General features: G+C 62.3%; 21 protein-coding genes and 1 pseudogene. 12 read left to right on the forward strand and 10 right to left on the reverse strand.

The genetic code is table 11. The annotated features are described in order from the left end of the window. Both AC1RJY_RS00005 and AC1RJY_RS00010 read left to right on the forward strand, forming a co-directional pair. Positions 1-162 (forward strand): annotated as a pseudogene (locus tag AC1RJY_RS00005) (DUF222 domain-containing protein); the annotation flags it as partial. Positions 163-468: 306 nt separating this feature from the next. Beyond that, a complete protein-coding gene (locus AC1RJY_RS00010; protein WP_498600840.1) occupies positions 469-1,341 on the forward strand; it encodes an NAD-dependent epimerase/dehydratase family protein in 873 nt (290 codons plus the stop codon). A gap of 77 nt (positions 1,342-1,418) precedes the next feature. On the opposite strand, the gene AC1RJY_RS00015 is transcribed toward AC1RJY_RS00010, so the two are convergent. The 3 genes from AC1RJY_RS00015 to pdhA are packed head-to-tail and all read right to left on the reverse strand — an operon-like array spanning position 1,419 to position 5,007. After that, a complete protein-coding gene (locus AC1RJY_RS00015; RefSeq protein ID WP_498600842.1) occupies positions 1,419-2,831 on the reverse strand; it encodes a dihydrolipoamide acetyltransferase family protein in 1,413 nt (470 codons plus the stop codon). Further along, the gene (locus tag AC1RJY_RS00020; protein WP_498600843.1) at positions 2,828-3,838 is read right to left on the reverse strand and encodes an alpha-ketoacid dehydrogenase subunit beta; all 1,011 of its coding nucleotides are present in this window, start codon (positions 3,836-3,838) and stop codon (positions 2,828-2,830) included. Before AC1RJY_RS00020 ends, AC1RJY_RS00015 begins: the two co-directional genes overlap by 4 nt. Continuing rightward, a complete protein-coding gene (gene pdhA, locus AC1RJY_RS00025; protein WP_014921245.1) occupies positions 3,838-5,007 on the reverse strand; it encodes a pyruvate dehydrogenase (acetyl-transferring) E1 component subunit alpha in 1,170 nt (389 codons plus the stop codon). Before pdhA ends, AC1RJY_RS00020 begins: the two co-directional genes overlap by 1 nt. Positions 5,008-5,202: 195 nt before the next feature. On the opposite strand from pdhA, the gene AC1RJY_RS00030 reads away from it, so the two are divergent. The 5 genes from AC1RJY_RS00030 (at position 5,203) to AC1RJY_RS00050 (ending at position 8,809) form a co-directional block, all read left to right on the forward strand. Next, positions 5,203-5,673 carry an Lrp/AsnC family transcriptional regulator gene (locus AC1RJY_RS00030; protein ID WP_014921244.1) on the forward strand — a complete coding sequence of 157 codons (471 nt, stop codon included), beginning with the start codon at positions 5,203-5,205 and terminating at the stop codon, positions 5,671-5,673. 148 nt (positions 5,674-5,821) lie between these two features. Next, positions 5,822-6,520, forward strand: a complete 699-nt coding sequence (locus tag AC1RJY_RS00035; protein ID WP_498600844.1) for a hypothetical protein — start codon at positions 5,822-5,824, stop codon at positions 6,518-6,520. Positions 6,521-6,661: 141 nt separating this feature from the next. After that, positions 6,662-7,069 carry a DUF4383 domain-containing protein gene (locus AC1RJY_RS00040; protein WP_011774231.1) on the forward strand — a complete coding sequence of 136 codons (408 nt, stop codon included), beginning with the start codon at positions 6,662-6,664 and terminating at the stop codon, positions 7,067-7,069. Positions 7,070-7,110: 41 nt separating this feature from the next. Beyond that, the gene (locus tag AC1RJY_RS00045) at positions 7,111-7,716 is read left to right on the forward strand and encodes a hypothetical protein (RefSeq protein ID WP_014921242.1); all 606 of its coding nucleotides are present in this window, start codon (positions 7,111-7,113) and stop codon (positions 7,714-7,716) included. A gap of 73 nt (positions 7,717-7,789) precedes the next feature. Next, the gene (locus tag AC1RJY_RS00050) at positions 7,790-8,809 is read left to right on the forward strand and encodes a PHP domain-containing protein (protein WP_011774229.1); all 1,020 of its coding nucleotides are present in this window, start codon (positions 7,790-7,792) and stop codon (positions 8,807-8,809) included. Between the two features lie 118 nt (positions 8,810-8,927). Here the strand turns inward: AC1RJY_RS00050 and AC1RJY_RS00055 are convergent, their stop codons facing one another. Both AC1RJY_RS00055 and AC1RJY_RS00060 read right to left on the reverse strand, forming a co-directional pair. Beyond that, positions 8,928-10,547 (reverse strand): monocarboxylic acid transporter, encoded by a 1,620-nt coding sequence (locus AC1RJY_RS00055; protein WP_011774228.1) that lies wholly within the window; start codon positions 10,545-10,547, stop codon positions 8,928-8,930. Beyond that, the gene (locus AC1RJY_RS00060; RefSeq protein ID WP_498600847.1) at positions 10,544-10,924 is read right to left on the reverse strand and encodes a DUF485 domain-containing protein; all 381 of its coding nucleotides are present in this window, start codon (positions 10,922-10,924) and stop codon (positions 10,544-10,546) included. Before AC1RJY_RS00060 ends, AC1RJY_RS00055 begins: the two co-directional genes overlap by 4 nt. 208 nt (positions 10,925-11,132) lie before the next feature. Here AC1RJY_RS00060 and AC1RJY_RS00065 point away from each other — a divergent pair, with 208 nt between their 5' ends. The 5 genes from AC1RJY_RS00065 to AC1RJY_RS00085 are packed head-to-tail and all read left to right on the forward strand — an operon-like array spanning position 11,133 to position 15,645. After that, positions 11,133-12,335, forward strand: coding sequence for a histidine kinase (locus AC1RJY_RS00065; protein ID WP_011774226.1), 1,203 nt, complete (start codon positions 11,133-11,135; stop codon positions 12,333-12,335). 21 nt (positions 12,336-12,356) lie between these two features. After that, positions 12,357-13,076 (forward strand): LytR/AlgR family response regulator transcription factor, encoded by a 720-nt coding sequence (locus AC1RJY_RS00070; RefSeq protein ID WP_014921240.1) that lies wholly within the window; start codon positions 12,357-12,359, stop codon positions 13,074-13,076. Next, positions 13,073-13,435, forward strand: a complete 363-nt coding sequence (locus tag AC1RJY_RS00075) for a hypothetical protein (RefSeq protein WP_011774224.1) — start codon at positions 13,073-13,075, stop codon at positions 13,433-13,435. Before AC1RJY_RS00070 ends, AC1RJY_RS00075 begins: the two co-directional genes overlap by 4 nt. Continuing rightward, on the forward strand, positions 13,432-14,898 hold the full coding sequence (locus AC1RJY_RS00080; RefSeq protein WP_011774223.1) for a sodium/solute symporter: 1,467 nt from the start codon (positions 13,432-13,434) through the stop codon (positions 14,896-14,898). The genes AC1RJY_RS00075 and AC1RJY_RS00080 overlap by 4 nt, the downstream gene beginning before the upstream one ends. A gap of 48 nt (positions 14,899-14,946) precedes the next feature. After that, complete coding sequence (locus AC1RJY_RS00085) at positions 14,947-15,645, forward strand: hypothetical protein (RefSeq protein ID WP_210064286.1); 699 nt, start codon at positions 14,947-14,949, stop codon at positions 15,643-15,645. A gap of 18 nt (positions 15,646-15,663) precedes the next feature. Here the strand turns inward: AC1RJY_RS00085 and AC1RJY_RS00090 are convergent, their stop codons facing one another. The 5 genes from AC1RJY_RS00090 to tsf form a co-directional block, all read right to left on the reverse strand. Beyond that, a complete protein-coding gene (locus AC1RJY_RS00090) occupies positions 15,664-16,248 on the reverse strand; it encodes a DivIVA domain-containing protein (protein WP_011774221.1) in 585 nt (194 codons plus the stop codon). 21 nt (positions 16,249-16,269) lie between these two features. Continuing rightward, positions 16,270-17,205, reverse strand: a complete 936-nt coding sequence (locus AC1RJY_RS00095) for a phosphatidate cytidylyltransferase (RefSeq protein WP_011774220.1) — start codon at positions 17,203-17,205, stop codon at positions 16,270-16,272. Next, positions 17,205-17,762, reverse strand: a complete 558-nt coding sequence (gene frr / locus AC1RJY_RS00100; RefSeq protein WP_011774219.1) for a ribosome recycling factor — start codon at positions 17,760-17,762, stop codon at positions 17,205-17,207. The genes AC1RJY_RS00095 and frr overlap by 1 nt, the downstream gene beginning before the upstream one ends. 100 nt (positions 17,763-17,862) lie before the next feature. Further along, positions 17,863-18,600: a UMP kinase gene (gene pyrH / locus AC1RJY_RS00105; protein ID WP_014921238.1), complete on the reverse strand. Its 738-nt coding sequence runs from the start codon at positions 18,598-18,600 to the stop codon at positions 17,863-17,865. A 121-nt stretch (positions 18,601-18,721) separates the two neighbouring features. Continuing rightward, a complete protein-coding gene (gene tsf, locus AC1RJY_RS00110) occupies positions 18,722-19,558 on the reverse strand; it encodes a translation elongation factor Ts (RefSeq protein WP_011774217.1) in 837 nt (278 codons plus the stop codon). Positions 19,559-19,596 lie beyond the last annotated feature (38 nt).

The following is a 19,596-nucleotide window of genomic DNA, read 5'->3' on the forward strand; positions in this document are numbered from 1 at the left end:
AACAACGGCACCCTGCTCTGCAGCCACCACCACCACCTCATCCACAAGGAGCAATGGCGCATCGACATGACAACAGGAATCCCCTGGTTCATCCCCCCACCCCACATCGACCCCCACCAAAAACCCCGACGCAACCACCACCACACACCCCACCAAATATGAGGGGGAGTTGCCGGCCTGGGATCTCACGGCTGCGAGCCTGACGTGGAACTTTAGCGGAGCATCATTGGCTGCCCGTGACAGATGCTTCGACACGTACTTCCGTGCGCACGTACTTCCGTGCGCACGCCGGCAACCGCACGCCCGCGGGGCGTTCCGGTTTTCCTAGGACTCACAGGGCCTGCCTTAGGGGCTGCACTCAACAGACGTGCCACATAGGCTGGAAAACCTAGTCACGCTGAACCGGCGAGGAATCGCGGGTTAGGTCCAGCTCCATATCCAGGAGCACTAAATGTCGAGGAGCACTAAATGAGGATTGCTGTCACGGGCGGAAGCGGGAAACTGGGCAGAAGCGTGGTCCGGCGGCTCACGCAGGACGGCCACCAAGTGCTCAACATTGACCGCGTCGGAGCACGGGGCCGTGGTTTTGTGAACGTGGACCTTCGCAACTACGGACAGGTTGTGGATGTCATCCTGGGCCTGGACGATCAGCACCACGGCTTGGACGCGATCGTTCACTTGGCCGCCATCCCGGCACCCGGCCTGGCTCCCGACGCCGCGATTTTCGAGAACAACATGGTCTCCACCTACAACGTCTTCCAGGCCGCACGGAGGGCCGGCATCAAGAAGGTGGTCTACGCGTCCAGTGAGACCGTGCTCGGTCTCCCCTTCGACGTTGATCCGCCTTACATTCCCGTGGATGAGGAGTACGCGGCGCGACCGGAAAGCACCTACTCGCTGGTCAAACACTTGGAGGAGCAGATGGCCATCCAGCTGACCCGGTGGGACCCTGACCTCAGCATCACAGCGCTTCGCTTCTCCAATGTCATGGATCCCGAGGACTACGATGCCTTCCCGGCTTTCGACTCCGACGCAACGCTCCGCAAGTGGAACCTCTGGGGTTACATCGACGCCCGGGATGGTGCGCTGGCAGTGGTCCGGGCCCTGGAACATGGTGAACCGGGCTTCGAGACCTTCATCATCGCTGCCGCCGATACCGTGATGAGCCGAAGCAGCGCCGAACTGGCAGCGGAAGTCTTCCCCGGCGTCGAGGTCCTTAAGGAACTGAGCCAGAACGAAACCATGCTGTCCATCGACAAAGCCCGCAGGCTGTTGGGCTTCGAGCCGGAGCACAGCTGGCGCAACGTCCACTCCAACCGCACCACGCCCACCGAAGATTAACGCGCGACGGCCCACCCCTTAGCTGCAGTTACCTGCAAGCACTCGTAAAGGGATGGGCCGCCGCAGCCTTTAACAAGTTAGATCATGGTCATGACCATGGCGGGGTCGGCCAGTATGGCGCCGAGATCCGCGAGGAACCGAGAACCCTGTTCGCCATCCACCAAGCGGTGGTCGAAGGACAGGCTGAGGGACATGACCTGGCGGACGGCGAGTTCGTCGTTGACAACCCATGGCGCCTTCCGCACCGCACCCAAAGCCACAATGGCGGCCTCCCCCGGATTCAGGATAGGAGTCCCGGCGTCGATGCCAAACACGCCGATGTTGGTGATGGAGATGGTGCCACCCGACAACTCCGACGGCGAGGTTTTGCCTGCACGCGCGGTGTCCGTCAGGTCAGTCAGCGCCGTGGAAAGCTCCCGCAGCGTTAGGCGGTCAGCGTCCTTGATGTTCGGAACGGTCAGGCCCCGGGGCGTTGCGGCGGCGATGCCCAGGTTCACGTAGTTGAACTGGACAATCTCCTGGCTAGCCTCATCCCACCGCGAATTCAGGGTGGGATTGTTCCGCACTGCCACCAGCACTGCCTTGGCCGCAATGGTGAGCGGCGTCAGCTTGTAGCCTTCGAACGCCTTGTTGCCCTTGAGCCTGGCCAGCAATTCCATGGTTGCCGTGACGTCCACTGTGAGGAACTCCGTCACGTGCGGTGCCGTGAAGGCACTCTGCACCATTGCGGCGGCCGTGAATTTGCGAACACCCTTGATGGGCGTGCGGCTTTCCCGCTCATTTTGCCCGTCAGAAACAGGAGTTGCCTGGGCAGTTTCCGCTGCGCCGATGTAGCTTTGGACGTCTTCACGGGTGATGAGCCCGCCCTGACCCGTACCGGGCACCAGCTGAAGGTCGATTCCGAGGTCGCGGGCCAGTTTGCGAACGGGTGGCGTAGAACGCGGACGCTCGGAGGCCACGTCCGCCTGACGTGACAGGACGGGCTCGGCGATCGCCGGAGCCTCCGGCGTCGGGGACTTAACGTCCTGAACGTTTCCGCGGGCACGCCGTGTTGGGCGACCGGAATGTTCGACGACGGCCCCGTACCCCACCAGGTTCGGCTCTCGTTTCGCCGGGCTCCCCACGGCTTCAGCGGCGACAGCGGCCGGCGCACCATTCGCAGCCGTGTCGACGACGGACCGGTCACCAGCGGACCGGTCACCAGCAGCCGGTGCGCCGCCCCCGTTGGAGGATCCGGCGTCGTCCACCTCGAACGAAACGATTGGCTTGCCAACCTCCACCACAGTGCCGGGCTGCTCATGAAGTTCTGCCACCACTCCCGCGAAGGGAGAGGGCAACTCGACAACGGCCTTGGCAGTTTCAACCTCGGCGATGACCTGGTTCAGAGTAACGGTATCCCCCACCGCCACCTTCCAGCTCAGGATTTCCGATTCGGTCAGGCCTTCGCCAAGGTCCGGCAGCCTGAATTCCTTGATCATGGTGGCGGTCATCCTTCCAGTCCACTCAACGAGTTGCTGCGGCCCAGTGCACGGTCCACGCCGTCGAGAATCCTGTCCAGATCCGGCAAGTGGTGCATCTCGAGCTTCGAGTACGGGTACGGGACGTCGAAGCCAGTGATGCGGACCGGAGCGGACTCCAGGTAATGGAAGCAGCGTTCGGTGATGCTGGCCGCGATCTCGGCGCCCAGGCCACCCGACTGGCCGGCTTCATGGGTGATGACCAGTCGCCCGGTCTTGCGAACAGAAGCTTCGACTACCGGGTAGTCCACGGGGGCCAGCGAGCGCAGATCGATGACTTCCACCGAAAGGCCTTCGTCGGCGGCAGCCATGGCAGCGTCCTTGGCCGTCTTCACAAGGGGACCGTAAGCGACCAGCGTGACATCCGAGCCGGAGGTCACCACGGCAGCCTTGTCCAAGGGAAGGGCGGTGGAGAGATCAAGGGTCTCATCCACATCGCCCTTGTCGTGATACCGGCGCTTAGGCTCGAAGTAGAGCGCGGGATCATCGGAGGCAATCGCCTGCTGAATCATCGTGTAGGCATCCTGAGGGTTGGAAACCGCCACCACGCGCAAGCCCGAGGTGTGGGTGAAGTACGCTTCGGGTGATTCGGAGTGGTGCTCCGGTGATCCGATCCCGCCACCGAAGGGGACCCGGATGGTAATGGGCATCTTGACCCGTCCCTGCGTGCGGTAGTGCATCTTGGCTACCTGGCTGACGATCTGGTCGAACGCCGGGTAGATGAAACCGTCGAACTGGATCTCGCACACCGGGCGGTAGCCGCGGTAGGCCAAGCCCACCGCGGTGCCGATAATGCCTGACTCAGCGAGCGGTGAATCGATGACCCTGTGCTTCCCGAAATCTTTCTGCAGACCATCAGTGACGCGGAAAACGCCGCCGAGCGAGCCGATGTCTTCGCCCATGAGGACCACTTTGGGGTCGTTTTCGAGGGACTTGCGGAGGCCGGCATTGATGGCACGGGCAAAAGTGAGCTTGGACATCAGAGTGCACCTTCCTCGACTGGCTGGTTGAAGCTGTTCAGGTAGCGGGAATAGTGATCCTTCTGGCGCTCGATCCAGGAATTGGGGGTGCTGTAGACGTGGTTGAAAACGTCCAACGGTTGCGGGTCCGGCATATCAATGCAGCTGGCACGAAGTTCTGCGGCCACAGCATCGGCCTTCGCCTTGACACGGGCTTCAACGTCGTCGGTCAGCAGGCCTTTGGCTTCCAGCAGCTTGCGCAGCCTCAGGATGGGATCCTTGGCCGCCCAATCCTCCAACTCGATGGGGTCACGGTACCGTGTGGGGTCATCGGCCGTGGTGTGCGGACCCATGCGGTAGGTAACAGCCTCAATAAAGGTGGGGCCCCCACCCTTGCGCGCCCGGTCCAAGGCCACACGAGTCGCGGCCATGACAGCCAGGACATCATTGCCATCCACCCGCATGCTCGGGATACCGAATCCGGTAGGCCTGTCAGCGAGCTGAACGTGGGACTGTATGCGGACGGGCTCGGAAATAGCCCAATGGTTGTTCTGGCAGAAGAACACCACAGGAGCCTGATAGCTCGCGGCGAACACCATGGCCTCGTTCACGTCGCCTTCACTCGTGGCACCATCACCAAAGTAGGCGAGGACCGCGGTGTTGGCACCGTCCAGCTGGACACCCATGGCGTATCCAGTGGCGTGCAGGCTCTGGGAACCAATGATGATCTGGGGCGTCGCCAGGTTGATGCGCAGGGGATCCCAACCATAGGAGGCGTTGCCACGCCACACGCGGGCTATCTCAGAGAGATGGGCGCCACGCACATAGGCCACCCCGCTTTCGCGGTAGCTCGGGAAGACGAAGTCATCGTCCCTCAACGAGCGGCTGGAGCCGATCTGGGCCGCTTCCTGACCAAGGAGCGGCGGCCACAACGCCAGCTCCCCTTGGCGTTGGAGTGCCGTAGCTTCGGCATCAATCCGGCGGATAACGGTCATGTCCTCATACAGGGAACATAATTGCTCGTCGCCGATGTCCTTGACCCAGATATCAAACTCGGGATGGCTGATGCGCTCGCCTTCCGGCGACACCAACTGCAGCAGATCGCCGCCAGTCCTCAAGGGATTTTGTGCACTATGTCCTGGGCCCGGAGCTTCTTGATGAACTCCCTTGCCCGCCTGATCCGTCAACACAGGTGATCGCAACCTTCCGGCTCGTTTTCGTCGGCGCTGGCTGGACTTGTGATCCTGCCGCAGACCGGCCCTCCGGCACCTTCGCCGGAGTTAATTGTGACCCTACTCACAACGGGCATCGGGTACAACTACCCTCGTCGAAATTGAGCATTCTGCCCTGTTTCGGGAGGCGCAGCCGTGCTAATCTTGCGCATTATGCAACCCTTGGATGGCACTGACACCCGGCTCCTTTCCGCCATGGCCAAGGACCCCCGCGGGACGGTTGTAGCACTCGCGCAGAAGCTGGGTTTGTCACGCAATACCGTGCAAGCCCGCATGGCCCAACTGGAGAAGAAACACGCGTTCCTCTCGTTCGAGCGGCGCATCAACCCGGTGGCGCTGGGCTACCCGCTCACCGCATTCATCACGGTTCATGTGCAACAGCAAAAACTAGCGTCACTGGCTGAAGACCTGGCGAACATTCCTGAGATCCTCGAGGGGTTCGGCCTGACCGGTTCCGCGGACCTGCTGTTACGCGTTGTTGCCTTGGATGCGGAGGACCTCTACCGCATCAATGGCAAGATTCTCGGCTGCGACGGCGTGGACCGGACGGATACGGCGCTTGCCATGCGGGAAATGATCCCGTACCGGGTGCAGCCACTGCTGGGGCGGCGCACCGAGGCCTGAAACCCCTCCGCTGGCTGCAGTTTATTCCGGGCGCACTCTTGCCCGTGGAACCTGACATGCGATTTGATGCAAGAGGACGCATCGGGGCCGGCCAGAGGTCCCCGGCCAGGTGGTGGCGCTGCCGAAGGCTGCCGAAAGGGGCACTACCGTGAGCAACCCGCAAGAACCCAGCAAGCCCAACAACTCTCAACCCGGGTACAACCCGCCTCCGGTTCCGCCCGCACCCGGTTACGCCCCGCAAAGCGGTGGCACACCAGAGAGCGGCGTGTCCCCGCAGTGGCAACAACCGCCGTCGCCCACTGCTCCCCAAGGCAACCCGGAGTACGCGTCTCCAGGCCACGGCCCCTACGCCCCTAACCCAAACCCCCAGGGCGAAAACCCGTATCCGCAGGGCGGCTACCAATACGGCCAGCAGCCACCCAAAAAGAGCCGCAAAGTGCTGTGGATCGTGCTCAGCATTGTTGCAGGTGTGATCGTGCTGGCCGTGGTGGGCGTTTTGATCCTGGTCAACCTCGTGGGCAACGCAACGTCCAAAGCGAGGTCCCTGGCCGACGAATTCACCAATCTGGTGGTGCAGGGCGAAACAGAGCGGGCATACGACAACTACCTCAGCCAGCCGCTGAAGGACCAGTTGGACAAACAGTCGTTCTTGGACGGTATAGCCAGCCTGGACCTGGACAGCTCATGCAAGCCGAACTATAACTCCGTGAGCGTGAACTCGGAGAACGGAAACAACGAGGCTGACCTGGCCGGTACCTTGCAATGCGACGGCAAGGCGATCGAACTCCACTACATCTTTGAGGGCAGCAACGACCTCAAGATCAGCAGCATCCTCCTGCGCCCCTAGGCCCCGGTCCCAGGCGTCGGAAAAATAATCCGGTCCACCACCCATCCACCTGCACCAATGGTCCGAATCACTGCTTGAGAGCCCCAGCCGGGGCTCAGCAGGACGGCCGGGATTTCCGGCCATCACCGGAAGGTTCGGACCATGCGTACTTCGCCCAATCGCCTGATCGCCACCATCTTCGGAGCCGTTTACCTCTTGGTAGGCGTGCTCGGATTCTTTGTCACCTCGGGAATCGGCTTCTTCGCCACCGAGGGCGCCAACTTGATCATCTTCGCCGTGAACCCGCTTCACAACATCATTCACTTGGCCATCGGCGCTGCACTTCTCTACGCCGGCATGAACAGCGTCACGCTGTCCAAGTCCGTGAACACCGCTGTTGGTGGCGTCTACCTGCTGGTGGGTATCCTCGGACTCTTCCTGGTGGGTTCGTCGCTGAACATCATCGCCCTCAACGGCGCAGACAACGTCCTGCACCTTGCCAGCGCAGTAGTCCTGCTGGGCGTGGCACTGTCCCAGGACAAGGCCGCCGTAGCTTCCGCCCGCGCCTGATCACCCACTACGCCAGCAAGAGCGAAAGGACGGCAGGAGCCATGGAAAGCAGAAACCACCCCACATTGAAGGCAGCCGCCCTGCTGTTCGTGTACTTCGCGGCCATGGCGGCCGGGATGGTTGAGCTTTCCGTTGCAGCCGGGTACCTCACCGGAACCAACTCCGTAACACCCGGCTTGGTGGTTGCGGGCGTGGCTACCCTCACAGCTGGCCTGGCCTTCCTGGCTTGGTCACTGTGGGGACTTCACCGCAACTCACTTGTCTTCGACCGTTACGCGGTTCCAGCCCTGGCAGCCGCTGCCGCTGCGCACATCGCAGTCATGGCTGCCGGCGTCTCCACCCAGCGCTCACTCGACGTGAGCCACCTTGCCGCCCTAGGCCTGACGCTCATGGCACTTGCCGGAGCGGGCTGGTTGAGGCGGCAGCACAAGACCAACGACGGCGGCGCCCACGGCCAGCCAAGGACCGGGCGGCTTCTGGCAGCCGCGTTCGGAGCCGCCGTCGTTGTTGCAACAGTGGCAACACCCGGCCTGGCAGCATCAATGGCCGGCCAGCATGCCGTCCCGCACGGCGAACACGGCCAGGCCCCGGACGGAAAGAACGGCCAGGGCTACAATCCCGCCCTGGACCCGGGTCGCCACCACTAGGCGGCGACTGGACCGGCGCACCATCAACACTGCCCACTGTTGATGGTGCGCCTGGTTCGTGGATCATGGAGCCATGGATCCCATCGAGGCGCTCGACGAAATTTCCTTCTGGCTGGAACGAAGCCAAGCACCCACTTTCAAGGTCCAGGCCTTCCGTAAAGCAGCCGACGCCGTCCGACAGCTTCAGCCGGAGGAACTGGCGAAGCTGGTCAACAGCGGGCGGATCACGAGCCTCAAGGGCGTCGGAAGCCGGAGTGCGGAAGTCATTACGCAGGCCATGGAGAACAGTGTCCCCGACTATTTGGCTGATCTGCGGACGCGTGGCACCGAAGCATTGGCTTCCGGAGGTGACACCATGCGGGCCGCATTGCGCGGGGACCTTCACAGCCACAGCAACTGGTCTGACGGCGGCTCCCCCATCGAAGCCATGGTTGCCGCAGCCCGCACCCTCGGACGCGAGTACCTGGCCCTGACTGACCATTCCCCCAACCTCACCATCGCCAATGGTCTCAGCGTCGAACGGCTGGAGAAACAGCTGGGTGTGGTGGAAGGAATCAATTCCTCACAGGATGGCTTCAGATTGCTCAAAGGAATCGAGGTGGACATCCTTGAGGACGGCACCCTGGACCAGACCGCAGACATGCTGGACAAGTTGGACGTAGTGGTTGCCAGCGTCCATTCCAAGCTTCGCAGCGATAAGAAAACCATGACCGCGAGGATGCTGGGTGGCATCAGTGATCCTCATACCAACGTTCTGGGGCACTGCACGGGCCGCTTGGTCCAGGGATCGCGGGGCACCCGGCCGGAGTCCGAGTTCGACGCCGCCAAAGTCTTCAAAGAGTGCGCGGAGTGGGGCGTTGCCGTGGAAATCAACTCCCGGCCCGAACGGCAGGACCCTCCTGACGATCTCATCAAGTTGGCCCTCGACGCCGGTTGCCTCTTCAGCATCGACAGCGACGCGCACGCGCCCGGTCAGCTTGATTTCCTGCAGTACGGGGCTGAGCGTGCCGAAACCCTGGGAGTGCCCAAGGAGAGGATTGTCACCACTTGGCCGCTGGAGCAGTTGAAGGAGTGGCTGAGCCTGAAAAAGTGAATGTTCGTCACGAAGAAAGGCTGACGCAAGGTGGCACACGCAAGAAGGCTCCCCCTGCGGTTCACAGGAGGAGCCTTCTTTGAGGTCCCGGCGTGGTGCCGGTGTTACGTTGGCCGGCCTAGTGGTCCACGGCCTTTTCAGCACCGACGCCGGTCAGCGAGCGCACCTCCATCTCCGCCTGCTTGGCCGGATCTTCACGCCGCTTGTCCAGGACCGTTCCGAGCCAGCCAAGGAAGAAGGCCAAAGGAATGGACACGATGCCCGGGTTGCTCAGCGGGAAGAACGCGAAGTTGGCTCCGGGAATCATGGACGTCTTGGCGCCCGAGACCACGGGCGAGAAGGTGATGAGCAGGATCGCCGCAGCCAGGCCGCCATACATGCTCCATACCGCGCCTTGGGTGGTGAACTTCCTCCAGAACAGGGAGTAGACGATCGTGGGCAGGTTCGCCGATGCTGCGACCGCGAAAGCCAGTGCCACCAGGAAGGCAACGTTCTGGCCGTTGGCGAAGATGCCACCCAGGATGGCGAGGACACCGATCACCAGTACAGTGCGGCGGGCCACCTTCACCTCGGTAATCGCATCGGCTTTGCCCTTGGCAATGACATTGGCGTAGATGTCGTGCGCAAAGGATGCAGCCGCCGTGATGGTCAGCCCGGCCACCACCGCAAGGATGGTGGCGAAGGCGACCGCCGAAATGAAGCCCAGGAGCAGCGGGCCACCGAGGTGGAAGGCCAGCAACGGTGCGGCGGAGTTGACGCCGCCGGGTGCGGACTTGATGGTTTCTGCACCGACCAGTGCCGCGGCGCCATAACCCAGTACCAGGGTGAAGAGGTAGAACAGGCCGATCAGCCAGATCGCCCACACAACGGATTTCCGTGCTTCCTTGGCGGTGGGGACGGTGTAGAAGCGCATCAGGACGTGCGGCAACGCCGCGGTTCCCAGGACCAAGGCAAGGCCGAGGGACATGAAGTCGAGCTTGGACGTTTCCGTCTTGCCATACTGCAGGCCCGGGTTGAGGATGTTCGGGTTGTTGGCGGCCTCAGCTGCGGAACCCAGCAGGTTGGACAGGTTGAAGCCGTAGATCGCAAGCACCATGGCCGTCATCACTGCGGCGCCTGCGATCAGCAGGATGGCTTTGATGATCTGCACCCAGGTGGTGCCTTTCATGCCGCCGATGAGCACGTACATGATCATCAAAGCGCCGACGACGATAATCACCAGGGCTTGACCGCCCCAGTCGCTGATGCCGAGCAGGAGCGAGATCAGGCTGCCAGCGCCGGCCATTTGGGCGAGGAGGTAGAAGAAGCAGACAGCGAGGGTGGATAGTGCCGCTGCGATCCGGACCGGGCGTTGACGCAACCGGAAGGACAATACGTCAGCCATGGTGAATTTGCCGGTGTTGCGAAGCAACTCAGCCACGAGCAGCAGCGCTACCAGCCACGCCACCAGGAAGCCGATGGAGTACAGGAAACCGTCGTATCCGTTGATGGCGATGGCACCGGTGATGCCCAGGAATGATGCCGCGGAAAGGTAGTCCCCCGCAATGGCCGTGCCGTTTTGGGAGCCCGTGAAAGAGCGCCCGGCTGCGTAGTAGTCAGCCGCGGTTTTGTTGTTCCGGCTGGCCCTGAAGACGATCACCATGGTGACAGCTACGAAGAGGGCGAAAATACCCATGTTGAGGAGCGTGGTGTCTTTCAGGGCTTCGACGTTGACTGCTGCGGGGACCATGGTGTTCATTTGGCTGCCCCGCTGATCACATTGCCATCCTTATCGAATTCGTGGCCCTCGATCTCGTTGCGGATTTCAGCCGCGATCGGGTCCAGGTTTTTGTTGGAGTAGCTCACGTACCATGCCGTGATGCCGAACGTAGTGACGAACTGAAGCAGGCCGAGAATCAGCCCGACGTTGATATTGCCCCACACTTTGGTGGACATGAAGCCGACCGCGTAGTCGGCCAAGAGAACGTACGCGAAATACCAGAGCAGGAATACGACTGCCATTGGAAAGACAAAGCTGCGGTGCCGCTTGCGCAGTGTCTTGAACCGTTCCGTCTGCTGGACTTCCTGGAAGTCCACGGACGCCGTTGCGTCCTGGGGTTGGGCCTCATTACCCATGGTTCCTCCTGATTGTGATGTGTCCACATCAGCTCCACACACCTAGCTAATGTGACTGCAATCACTATCGAACGCCGCCCGGTTCCTGTTCCAGAGATTCGCTCACTACCGTCGCTCAACGGTTGTGACGCTGCGCCAAACGGTGGCTGCGAGGGAGTAACCGGGCCAACGTCAGCGACGCGGCAGCGCGTCCGGTTACGCTGGCTTCATGCCCGATTCCCCGCTTTTCACCGCAGCCGCGATCGCAGTCATCGTGCTGGCCGTCGCCGTCGTCGTGGGTGTTGGCCTTAAGGTGATCCGTTCATTCCGCGAGCTGGGCACGGACGCCGAACGCGCTACGTACAACACATTGCATGCAGCGTCCAAGGCCGGGCAGCACCTTCGCGGCGGTCTTCACCCCGCCGGCGCAGCCAAGGCAAGCAAGCAGCTGCGCGTCCTGTTGGGCTGCGATGCCCTGGCCATCACGGACACGGACTCGGTACTCGCTTGGGATGGTGCCGCTGAGGAACTTCGGCTATCCCTGATGCGGCTCGCAGAGGAAGTTTTGACCACCGGGCGCACCGTAGTGGTCCCCCGCGCCGGACATCCTTCCACCTCCACGTCAGGTCACGGACACCACGATTTCAGCGCTGTTATCGCACCGATCCGGTCAGGGTCCAGGGTGGTTGGTTCAGTGGCTGCACTGGCACCTGCGGCCGGGGCCGGGTTGGTGCGGGCCACCAGCGAGGTTGCCGACTGGATTGCCGCCCAGCTTGATCTGGCAGAGCTGGAATCGTCGCGCACCCTTTTGATGGAAGCTGAAGTCAGGGCGCTGCGTGCGCAGATCAGCCCCCACTTCATCTACAACTCGCTGAACGCGATCGCCTCGTTCATCAACACCGATCCTGCCCGGGCAAGGGAGCTGGTGGTGGAGTTCGCAGACTTCACCAGATACTCGTTCCGGCGCCACGGTGACTTCACCACAGTGGCTGAAGAACTGCGCTGCATCGACCGATACCTTTTGCTGGAGCGGGCCAGGTTCGGCGAGCGCGTCCAAGTGAGCCTGCGGATCGCTCCAGAGGTCCTGAGCACGGTCATCCCGTTCCTCAGCCTCCAACCCCTCGTGGAGAACGCGGTCCGGCACGGCTTGGAAGCCAAGGAAGGCCCCGGACGCATCACCATTTGCGCCAACGATTCCGGGGCGTTCGCGGAAGTCACCATTGAGGACGACGGCGTGGGAATGGACCCGGAGCATCTGCGGTCAGTGCTGGCCGGGCACACGGACGGCGACCACGTGGGGCTTCGGAATGTGGACGCCCGCCTCCGGCAGGTATACGGGGACGAACATGGACTTGTCATCGACACGGCCCCTGGCGAAGGAACCATGATCACCATGAGGGTGCCGAAATCCCAGCCAGGACACGATGCCTGAGGTGGCGGTTAGTCTTTAATCATGATCAACGTGCTCGTCGCTGACGACGAACTGCCCGCAGTGGAGGAGCTTGCGTTCCTGCTGGGCCGGGATGAGCGGATTGGTGCCATCCACCGGGCATCGTCCGGGGCCGAGGCGCTGCGGACGTTGGAAACAGAGTCCGTTGACGCTGTCTTCCTGGACATCCATATGCCGGCGCTTTCCGGCTTGGACATCGCACGCGCCATTTCCCGCAGCAGCAGTCCGCCCGCCGTCGTTTTTGTCACCGCTGACGAAGACTGCGCCTTGGAAGCCTTCGACCTCGCCGCAATCGACTACCTCCTGAAGCCCCTCCGAGCGGAACGGCTTTCGCGTTCGGTGGACCGGATCAGCGAGCTCATTAAGGACGGAGCCCCCGCGCCGGAGATGATCACGGTGGACCTGGGCAGCACCACCCGCATGATCCGCCGCGACGACGTCACCTACGTGCAAGCCCAAGGCGACTACGCAAGGCTGCACACCGCCGAGGCCAGCTATCTCATCCGTGTTCCGCTCAGCGATCTTGAACAGAAGTGGGCGGACGCGGGATTCATCCGGATCCATCGCTCTTATCTCATCGCTTTGAAGCACGTGCAGCACCTCAAGCTCGCCGCAACGGGGCCGAGCGTGGCGGTGGCCGGTGCCGAGCTGCCCATCAGCAGGCGCCATCTGCCTTCCGTTCGGGACAAGCTGCAGTCCACCCGCATCCGGCCTCAGGGATGACGCGGGTCCGCGTCACCGCCCCACGCCGATCGGCCACGGCGGCTCCGGGCAGGGTGCCATACCCACGCGAGGTAGCCGAGGACTCGGATTCGGGACGACTTTTTGTCCGATCCCTCATCCGCTCCCAATTGCGGTTGGCCTTGGTGGTGGGCTGTGGCTTCCTGGTCATCCTCGCCGTGATCGCTTTGTTCTTGGTCTACGGGCCCGGTGTTGCGGAGACCCGCATCTTCGGCATCCCCTTGGACTGGCTGGTACTGGGAGCCGGTATTTACCCGGTGATCGGACTAAGTGCCTGGCTGTACAACCGCGGCGCTGCCCGCAATGAGGCCCGCTACCGGGACCTCGTGGAGGACAAGTGAACCCTGCTGTTGGGCTCTTCGCGTTTCTGGCCGTTTCCATTGCAACGGCGGTCATTGGCTTCTACGGCCTGCGCATCTCACGCACCACGGGCGACTTCTACGTTGCGTCACGAACGGTTCCGCCGTGGTGGAACGCTTCTGCGATTGGCGGCGAGTACCTGTCCGCCGCCAGCTTTCTGGGAGTCGCCGGGCTGATCCTGCTTTCAGGAACTGACGCGCTTTGGTTCCCGGTGGGCTACACCGCGGGTTACCTGATGCTGCTGCTCTTCGTCGCCGCTCCCCTGCGTCGATCCGGTGCCTACACCATTCCGGATTTCACCGAAGCCCGCCTTGACTCCAAACTGGTCCGCCGAGTGACCAGCCTCGTGGTGGTGGCCGTTGGATGGCTGTACATCGTGCCCCAACTCCACGGCGCGGCGCTCACCATCCGGATCACTACCGGCCTGCCGTCGTGGGTAGGTTCGACGGCGGTGGTACTGGTTGTGTGCCTCACGGTGGTAGCAGGCGGAATGCGCTCCATAACCTTTGTGCAGGCCTTCCAGTACTGGCTGAAGCTGACTGCTTTGGCAGTGCCTGTGGTGTTCGTCCTGCTGGTCTTATCAGGCAACGGTGCACAGCCGCAGGCGCCACTGCCTGTCAACCCCACCGGCCAAAGCGCTGCAGGGGCGTACCAACACATCTCCCTGTTGGTGGCACTGTTGTTCGGCACACTGGGCCTGCCGCACGTCCTGGTGAGGTTCTATACCAACCCGGACGGCCAATCGGCCCGACGGACAACGTTGATTGTGTTGGGACTACTCTCTGTTTTCTATCTGTTTCCCACGCTCTCCGGCGCCGTAGGACGGATGTTCGCGCCGGAGCTCGCACAGTCCGGCCAGGCCGATGCCCTGATCTTGCTGCTGCCCGGCAGGCTTGTGGGAGGCGTGGCCGGAGACATGCTCTCTGCCCTGGTTGTGGCCGGTGCCTTCGGCGCGTTCCTGTCCACGACGTCGGGACTGGTGGTTTCGCTGTCCGGCGTCATCAGCCAGGACCTCTTTGGAGGAAGCGTCAAGGGTTTCCGCCTCGCAGCGCTGCTCGCCGCCGTCGTGCCTTTGGGTTTTGCCTTGATGACGGACACCCTGGCCCTGGCTGGAAGCGTTGGACTGGTCTTCGCCTTCACTGCATCCACCATTTGCCCTGTGCTGTTGCTGGGGATCTGGTGGCGTGGGCTGACAGATACGGGCGCTATAGCGGGCATGCTGACCGGCGCGTTTCTTTGTGGCGGAGCCATGGTGGCAGGCACCCTCATGGGTCCCGGGAACGCGCCCGCGTGGCTGGCGCAGCCCGCGGCGTGGAGCGTTCCGGCCGCTTTCGCGGTGACCGTCACGGTGTCGATCATGACGAAGAACCGCGTGCCGGCCTCAGTGAATCGCGTGATGTCCCGCCTGCATGTGCCGGAGCGGCCGGTGGTCACGGAGAGATAGCGGCAGCGGACCGTTGTTCGCGGCCCCTACAGGGTGGACAATGACGCCATGTCCGAGGAACCGGGTACGGCCACTCCTGAGCCGCCTGCGCTCACACCGGAGCTCTCTCCCAGCGTCCGCGCGCAGTTGCTCGCCACGGAGCACTGGAGCCTGCTTGCTTCAAGGAGCACCACCCAAGGCGAAGTTCTCACCCGCATCAGCATGTTCCTGACGTTCACCTCGGCCAGCCTCTTGAGCTTGGCGCTGGTAGGCAACGCTACCCAGTTCTCAGATGCGTTCAGGGCTTTCGCGCTGACCATTCTCAGCATTGACGTCATGGTCGGTTTACTGACACAGGTCCGCGTACTGAACGTCGGCATGGAAGACCTGATGTACGTGATCGCCATGAACAGGCTGCGGGCTGCGTACGTGGAACTCGATCCGGGAATGGCCCGCTACCTTATGGCGGCCTACCACGACGATTTGGCCGGCTCCGACCAGACCTACTACTTTCTGGGCCCCCGGAGTTCGCTGAGCCAATTGGCAGGCAGCAGCATGATCTTCATGATGACTGCGAACTCCGCGTTGCTGGCGTTGTGGTCGGGTTCGGCGCTCCTGGCACTGGGACTTCCCATGGCAGTCTTCGTATCCATCGCGGTCTTCGTAGCCTTGGCCTTCTTCACCGTCTCCATGCTTGTGGGCAAGCGCGCCTATGACCAGGCCTACAAGAACAACCCGCCGATCTCGCCGACTCCCCGGCAGTCTTGAACAGACCTGCGTTGGTGATTAGTCGATGGCCGCCATGAGCTCTACGACACGCGCAAGGAAAGCGTCTACTTGGGCCTCTTCGTAGCCCTCCGCGCCCTTGGCTGCGCGGAAGACGGCACGTCGCACGGTGTCCACGCTCAGGGCTTGATCGTGCTCGAGGTAACCGATGAGCTCGGCGCACAGTGCATCAACGTCGTGGACGTTGTAGCTTCGGGCGCCTTTCCGGCTGGGGCGGCGGAACCGCTCGCCGTCGGGCCGGTGAAGCCTGCCTCGCAAGATGCCGGAGAGCTTGCCGATCTGTCGCAGCCAGGCTTCCTCGCCCTGCTGGTTAATAAGATCGTCCCTCTCCCGGCGGGCGAAAGCATCCTCCAGCCGGTCGAGTGCAGCATCGACGCTGTTGGCGTCGTAGCCACCCTTGATGGGGTCGAAAGCAACAGCCCTGACATCCACGCTTGCCACTTGGTCCGCAGTGCCCACGGGGTTCTCGAATGATGTCCTGGCTCGCTGAAGGAACTCGTCCACTTGCTTGGCGTTATAGCCGTACTTGCTGCGGTCCACGCGATCGAACGTTGCGGGAATCTGGCGTCGAATATCCAAGGCCACTAATTTTCCTTCATTGAGTTGTCAGACGCCGCTCAGCAGCGCGAACAGAACATAGGCTACAGGGGCTGCGAACACGATGGAGTCCAAGCGGTCCATCACGCCGCCGTGGCCGGGCAGGATGCTGCTCATGTCCTTGACGCCGAGTTCACGCTTGACCATGGACTCGGCGAGGTCGCCGGCGGTCGATGCGGCCACCATTCCAACGGCAAGCACCAGCCCTACCCACCAGGGTTTGTCGAGGAGGAAGATGCATGCCAGGACACCAATGACCATGGCCCCGCCGACTGACCCAGCAAAGCCCTCCCAGGACTTCTTGGGGCTGATCTTGGGCGCCATGGGGTGTTTCCCGAAGGTAGCACCAACGATGTAGCCGAACGTGTCATTGGAGACCACCAGCAGCAACATCGACGCGATCTGCCAGGCGCCGTCGGGAATCCCATCCGGCCAGAAGCCCACGGGAGTGGCACCACCGGTGGCATGGAGCGGCAACGCCGCGAAGCTGATGAGGAACGGAATCCAAGCCAGCGCGAAAACGCCGGCGAACACCGCCCGGGGCGCACCTGCAGCGCTCTCAATGGAGCGCCACAGCAGAACAGCCACGGAGCTCGCCGTCATCGTGAACAGCAAGCCCTCCAGTCCGCCGAAGTAGGCCGATACCGGCATCACCAGACTGCCGACCATCACAGGAATGATCGGCATCCGGGTCCCTTGCGCCTCAAGCGCCCGGAAAACTTCCCAAACACCCAGTACCGCGAAGGCGGTGGTGAGCAGGACGAATCCCAGCGGGAGGAAAAGCAATCCTCCCAAAACGGCCAAAAGCATGGAAAGCCCGACGCCGATAGCGGCCGGAAGATTGCGGCCTGCCTTGGGTGTGGGGTTCTTCCGCACGCGTCTGACGCGCTTGGGGGTATCGCGTGTCGGGACCCGCTCAGCGGGCGCCGGCTCAGCCTGGTTCATCAGACCTCGAGCAGCTCGGCTTCCTTGCGCTTGAGCAGCTCATCGATGCTGTCGACATGCTGCTTCGTCAGGGCGTCGAGTTCCTTCTCAGCGCGTGCACCCTCGTCTTCTCCGGCTTCGCCGTCCTTGACGAGCTTGTCCAGGGAGTCTTTGGCCTTGCGGCGGATGCTGCGGATGGAGACCTTGGCGTCCTCACCCTTGCCCTTGACGATCTTTACGTACTCCTTGCGGCGCTCTTTGGTGAGCTCCGGGATGGTCACGCGGATGACGTTGCCATCGTTGGAGGGGTTGGCGCCCACCTCAGAGTCGCTGAGGGCCTTCTCGATGTCACGCAGTGCGGTCTTGTCGTAGGGCGTGATGAGAATGGTCCGGGCATCCGGCACGCCGAAGGAGGCCAGCTGCTGCAGCGGAGTGGGTGTGCCGTAGTACTCGACGATCACCTTGTTGTAGAGGGCCGGGTTGGCGCGGCCAGTACGGATCGAGGCGAAATCGTCCTTGGCTACTTCCACCGCCTTATCCATCTTCTCGCCGGCTTCGAGCAAGGTCTCTTCGATCACGGGTTTCTCCTCAGAAATAGTTGCTGCCAACTGCAGGCGGCAATGCACAGTAAAGATCCGCCACCAGGGGCGGACGGTCCTAGAAATATCCTAGCCCTTGCTAGGGAGTAACCAGGGTTCCCAGCGTTTCGCCGAGGATGGCACGGGTTACGTTGCCTTCACCCTCCATACCGAAGACCACCATGGAGAGACTGTTGTCCTTGCACATGGTCATTGCGGTCTGGTCCATGACCCGGATGTCACGGCGCAGGGCGTCATCGTAACTGAGGACATCCAGCTTCTCGGCCGTGGGGTCCTTTTTGGGATCGGCGGTGTAGACGCCATCCACGCCACTCTTGGCCATGAGGACCACGTCTGCGTGCACTTCGAGGGCACGCTGCGCAGCGACTGTATCGGTGGAGAAGTAGGGCAAGCCCGCGCCCGCGCCGAAAATGACCACGCGGCCCTTTTCCATGTGGCGGATAGCCCGGCGGGGGATGTAGGCCTCTGCCACCTGGCCCATGGTGATGGCGCTCTGGACACGCGTTTCAACGCCGGCCTGCTCCAGGAAGTCCTGCAGCGCCAGGCAGTTCATGACAGTGCCCAGCATGCCCATGTAATCGGCGCGCGAGCGGTCCATGCCGCTCTGAGAGAGCTCGGCGCCACGGAAGAAGTTACCTCCGCCGACAACGATGGCCACTTCGACCTCGGTGACCGCTGCCGCGATCTGCTTGGCGATGGCACGGACGGTCTCAGGATCGACGCCGAGTTTGCCTCCGCCGATGACCTCGCCGGAAAGTTTCAGAAGTACACGTCGACGGGTCTTCTCGGGCTGGATAGCAGTGTTGACGGTTTCCATGGTGCCTTCCCGTTGGTGGACTCTGGCTAGATTATCGTGCTGTGGGTCCGCGCAGGTACTACCCGGACGGGTGCATGAAAAAGGGGCGGCCACCGAAGTGACCACCCCTTTTCATGAATTACTAGTTTCCGACGCGGAAACGGGTTACTGCGGTTGCCTTGACGCCGGCTTCTTCGAGGACCTGTGCAACAGTCTTCTTGGAATCCTTGGCGAATGCCTGGTCAACCAGAACTTCGCCCTTGTAGAAGCCCGTCACGCGGCCTTCCACGATCTTGGAGAGCGCAGCTTCGGGCTTGCCTTCAGCCTTTGCGGTCTCTTCGGCGATGCGACGCTCGGACTCGACCAGTTCGGCCGGGACATCCTCGCGGGTCAGGTAGTTCGGAGCCATGGCTGCAACGTGGACAGCGATGTCGTGTGCGGCGGTGGCAGCGGCTTCGCCTTCACCATCGACAGCGAACAGGACGCCGACCTGGGCCGGGAGGTCCTTGGACGTCTTGTGCAGGTAAGCGTCAACCGTGGTTCCCTCAACGCGGGAGATACGGCGGACAACAACCTTCTCGCCGAGGACAGCGCCCTCTTCGACGACAACCTCGGACAACGGCTTGCCGTCAACCTCGGTGGCCAGCAGGGTCTCGAGGTCGGCTGCGCCGGACTCGACTGCAACGTTGAGAACCTTGTCAGCCAGCTGGATGAACTTGTCAGCCTTGGCGACGAAGTCGGTCTCGCAGTTGACCTCGATCATTACGCCAACGCCGCCGTTGACCTTGGCAGCAACCAGGCCTTCAGCAGTCGAACGGCCTTCGCGCTTGGTAGCACCCTTGAGGCCCTTGATGCGGATGATCTCGATGGCCTTCTCGGCGTCACCGTTGGCCTCGTCAAGAGCCTTCTTGACGTCCATCATGCCGGCGCCGGTGCGCTCGCGCAGGGCCTTGATGTCAGCAGCAGTGTAGTTCGCCATGTGAACCCCTCTGTCTAGAAATTTGTGTGTTTACGGAC

This window comes from Arthrobacter sp. GW822-FHT05G07 (assembly GCF_058799755.1).

What these genes read in the sequence shown, in the direction of transcription:
- AC1RJY_RS00010 (WP_498600840.1), top strand. Translation starts at nt 469, where the DNA reads ATGAGGATTGCTGTCACGGGCGGAAGCGGGAAACTGGGCAGAAGCGTG.
- AC1RJY_RS00015 (WP_498600842.1), bottom strand. Translation starts at nt 2,831, where the DNA reads ATGACCGCCACCATGATCAAGGAATTCAGGCTGCCGGACCTTGGCGAA.
- AC1RJY_RS00020 (WP_498600843.1), bottom strand. Translation starts at nt 3,838, where the DNA reads ATGTCCAAGCTCACTTTTGCCCGTGCCATCAATGCCGGCCTCCGCAAG.
- AC1RJY_RS00030 (WP_014921244.1), top strand. Translation starts at nt 5,203, where the DNA reads ATGCAACCCTTGGATGGCACTGACACCCGGCTCCTTTCCGCCATGGCC.
- AC1RJY_RS00040 (WP_011774231.1), top strand. Translation starts at nt 6,662, where the DNA reads ATGCGTACTTCGCCCAATCGCCTGATCGCCACCATCTTCGGAGCCGTT.
- AC1RJY_RS00045 (WP_014921242.1), top strand. Translation starts at nt 7,111, where the DNA reads ATGGAAAGCAGAAACCACCCCACATTGAAGGCAGCCGCCCTGCTGTTC.
- AC1RJY_RS00050 (WP_011774229.1), top strand. Translation starts at nt 7,790, where the DNA reads ATGGATCCCATCGAGGCGCTCGACGAAATTTCCTTCTGGCTGGAACGA.
- AC1RJY_RS00055 (WP_011774228.1), bottom strand. Translation starts at nt 10,547, where the DNA reads ATGAACACCATGGTCCCCGCAGCAGTCAACGTCGAAGCCCTGAAAGAC.
- AC1RJY_RS00060 (WP_498600847.1), bottom strand. Translation starts at nt 10,924, where the DNA reads ATGGGTAATGAGGCCCAACCCCAGGACGCAACGGCGTCCGTGGACTTC.
- AC1RJY_RS00065 (WP_011774226.1), top strand. Translation starts at nt 11,133, where the DNA reads ATGCCCGATTCCCCGCTTTTCACCGCAGCCGCGATCGCAGTCATCGTG.
- AC1RJY_RS00070 (WP_014921240.1), top strand. Translation starts at nt 12,357, where the DNA reads ATGATCAACGTGCTCGTCGCTGACGACGAACTGCCCGCAGTGGAGGAG.
- AC1RJY_RS00075 (WP_011774224.1), top strand. Translation starts at nt 13,073, where the DNA reads ATGACGCGGGTCCGCGTCACCGCCCCACGCCGATCGGCCACGGCGGCT.
- AC1RJY_RS00085 (WP_210064286.1), top strand. Translation starts at nt 14,947, where the DNA reads ATGTCCGAGGAACCGGGTACGGCCACTCCTGAGCCGCCTGCGCTCACA.
- AC1RJY_RS00095 (WP_011774220.1), bottom strand. Translation starts at nt 17,205, where the DNA reads ATGAACCAGGCTGAGCCGGCGCCCGCTGAGCGGGTCCCGACACGCGAT.
- pyrH (WP_014921238.1), bottom strand. Translation starts at nt 18,600, where the DNA reads ATGGAAACCGTCAACACTGCTATCCAGCCCGAGAAGACCCGTCGACGT.
- tsf (WP_011774217.1), bottom strand. Translation starts at nt 19,558, where the DNA reads ATGGCGAACTACACTGCTGCTGACATCAAGGCCCTGCGCGAGCGCACC.